1 protein-coding gene is annotated in these 2985 nt (G+C 64.7%); it reads right to left on the reverse strand.

Annotated features, from left to right (window positions below):
- On the reverse strand, positions 1–2957 hold a 2957-nt coding region (locus tag E6K76_12355; protein TMQ56634.1), incomplete at its 3' end, for a PKD domain-containing protein.
- Between the last annotated feature and the right edge of the window lie 28 nt (positions 2958–2985).

A 2985-nucleotide genomic window follows, 5' to 3' on the forward strand; every position in this document is an offset into this window, starting at 1 on the left:
GGGCGGGTCGTCGTAAACATGAGCGTCGCACTCGGGTTGAGCGGATTCGGAGACACAGACGCGGCCAGCGCGCTACCATCGCCCGAGATGACCCGCAGCTCGAGCGTGCTCTGGAATCGGCCCCCCGTGGTGAGATCCCCCTGCAACGTCACGGTCGGCGTGCTCTGCCCCGGGGGCAGCCCGCTGAAAAGCTGCCGGAGATCCTCCTTGCGGAAACACGCCGTAATTTCAGAGATCCCGTCGCCGTTCCTGTCCGAGTCGATCTCGGACCTATCGGAGATCGCATGAATCTCCGTGACCGCACCCCCGGTGTACATCATGACGATCGAAGCGAGAATCACGTCCTCGTTCGGATAGCAGCCCGCTTGCGGCTCGATCTGAACGCACCCGCGCGGGCGCTCCGAGTTGAGGCGAATGGTCCGGTTTCCGCCTTCCGTGAACGCGAAGGCATCGCACGCGGGCCGGATTTCCGCCGTGGTGGAGTCGACCGAGGCTCCGCAATCCCCCGTCACGGTCAAGGTCACCCGATACGTGCCGAGGGCCGCGTAACTGTGGTTCGGCATCACACCCACAGCAGTCGCCCCATCCCCGAAGTCCCATGCGAAGGTCAGAGGCCCACCGTTCGGATCGAACGATCGGCTCCCATTGAACTCAATCGGGACGTTCACGAAGCCCTGGTATGGGCCGCCCGCGTCGGCCACCGGATCCCTGCATACAGGATTGACGGTGATCGTGAATGACTTGCTGTCGCTGAGAGGGGGCGAGCCATTGTTCGTCACCGTCACCGTCGCCCCGTACACCCCAGCATCCGAGAATCCAGGCGCCAGATGGATGTTCCCCGTCGTGGCGCCGGTCGTCGTCACCGTCATGAACAAAGGCCCGCTCAGCTTGGAGAAAGTAAGAGGCGTGCCGCAAGGACTCGTTCCCGTGATCGTCTGATCCGCCGTTGCCCCCTCGGCCACCGTCATGTTGGCGGGCTGGTTCAAGACCGGCGGTCGGTTCACTTGAGTGACCGTAACCGTGAACGACTTGCTGTCGCTGAGGGGCGGTGACCCGCTGTCGGTGGCCGTCACCGTGACCGGGTACGATCCCGCCGCGTCCCCGAACCCGGGCGCGGCATGGACGTTCCCGGTCGTGGGGTTGATCGTCGTCACCGTCACGAACGTCGGCCCCGAAGCCTTCGTGAACGTGATCGCGTCTCCATCCGGATCCGTCGCGGTGATCGTCTGGTCTGCTGTCACACCACTGCACACCGTCATGTTCGCGATGGGATTGAGGACGGGTGCCCTGCCGCAGCCCTGGCAAATGTCGATGGAGAAGGATCGATCGCTACTCAGGCTGCCGTCGCTGGCGCGGACCGTGGCGCTGTAGACGCCCGCGTCGGCGAATCCGGGAGCGACGTGGATGTTTCCCGCGGTGGGGGAGGTCGTGGTCACGGTCATGAACGTCGGTCCGGCCACCTTCGAGAAGGCCAGCGCGTCGCCGTCGGGATCGGATCCGGTGATGGCCTGGTCGGCCGTGGCTCCCTCGGGGACCGTCATGTTCGCGACCGGGTTCAGGGTGGGAGCACGATTCACCCTGATCGTGAGCGACTTCTGGTCGGATACCCCGGATGTTGTAGCGGTCGCGCGCACGGTGCCCGCGAAGATCCCGCCGTCACCGAATCCGGGCGCCAGATGGACGTTGCCTGTGGCGGTTCCGCTCCCCGAGTTCACGGTTGTCACGGTCATGAATGTGGGTCCAGCGACCTTGCTGAACACGATGGGGCTTCCCGAGGGGCTGCTGGCGGTCAAGGTCTGATCCGCGGTGGTCCCCACATTCACCGCCATGTTCGCGGGTTGCGTCAGCACGACGCGGTCTTGCAACGGCACCGTGATCGTGAACGACTTGCTGTCGCTGAGAGGCGGCGAGCCATTGTCCGTGGCTGTCACCGTCGCCGCCGCCGTCCCAGAATCCGAGAAGCCGGGTGCCAGGTGGATATTCCCGGTGGTGGGGTTGGTCGTCGTCACCGTCATGTACGTCGGCCCTACGGCCTTCGTGAACGTCAAGGCGTCGCCGTCCGGATCACTGCCCGTGATCGCCTGATCCGCCGTCGAACCCTCGTTCACCGTCATGTTCGCAATCGCGTTCAGCGTCGGTGCGCGATTCACGTTGTTCACGGTGATCGTGAACGTCTTGCAGTCGCTGGCCTGCCCATCGCTCACGCAGACCGTGCATGTATACGTGCCGGCATCGTTGAATCCCGGCGCGAGGCGAATGGTTCTGGCGGCAGGGTCAAAGACCCCGAAGGGCGCGCATGCGCCCACGCTGAATGTGAGCGGGTCGTTGTCGGGATCCGACCCCGTTACGACCACGGTAACGACGGTGCCCTCGTTCATCGCTACGGACGGAGGCTGAGACAGCGTCGGCGGGCGGTTGACGTTGCTCACGGTGATCGTGAAGGACTTGCGGTCGCTCGTGAACCCGCCACTGGCGCTCACGGTCGCCGCGTACGTCCCGGCGTCCGTGAATCCGGGGGCCAGGTGAACGTTCCCCGTGGTGGCGTTGATCGTCGTCACCGTCATGAACGCCGGGCCGCTCACTTTGGTGAAAGTCAGGGACGCGCCGCAAGGATGCGACGCCGTGATGACCTGATTGGCCGTCGCTCCCTCGTCCGCTGTCATGTTCGCCGGCTGCGCTAAGGTGGGTGGCGGGTCTCCTATGGCGATCGTAATGACAAAGCTCTTGGTATCGCTCTGACCGTTTGCCGTCGCCGCCACGGAGGCCGAGAACGATCCGCCATCCGAGACCCCGGGAGCGAGGTGGATGTTGCCCATAGCGGTGCCGGTACCAGGAGAGATCGTCGTCACCGTCATGAACGTCGGACCGGATACCTTCGAGAATGTAATCGCGTCGCCATCCGCGTCGGTCGCGCGGATTGCCTGGTCAGCGGTCCCCCCACAAGTGGCGGCCGTCATGTTCGCGATGGGATCGAGGACCGGAGCG

Source organism: Candidatus Eisenbacteria bacterium, assembly GCA_005893275.1.
Classification (GTDB): Bacteria; Eisenbacteria; RBG-16-71-46; order SZUA-252; family SZUA-252; genus WS-7.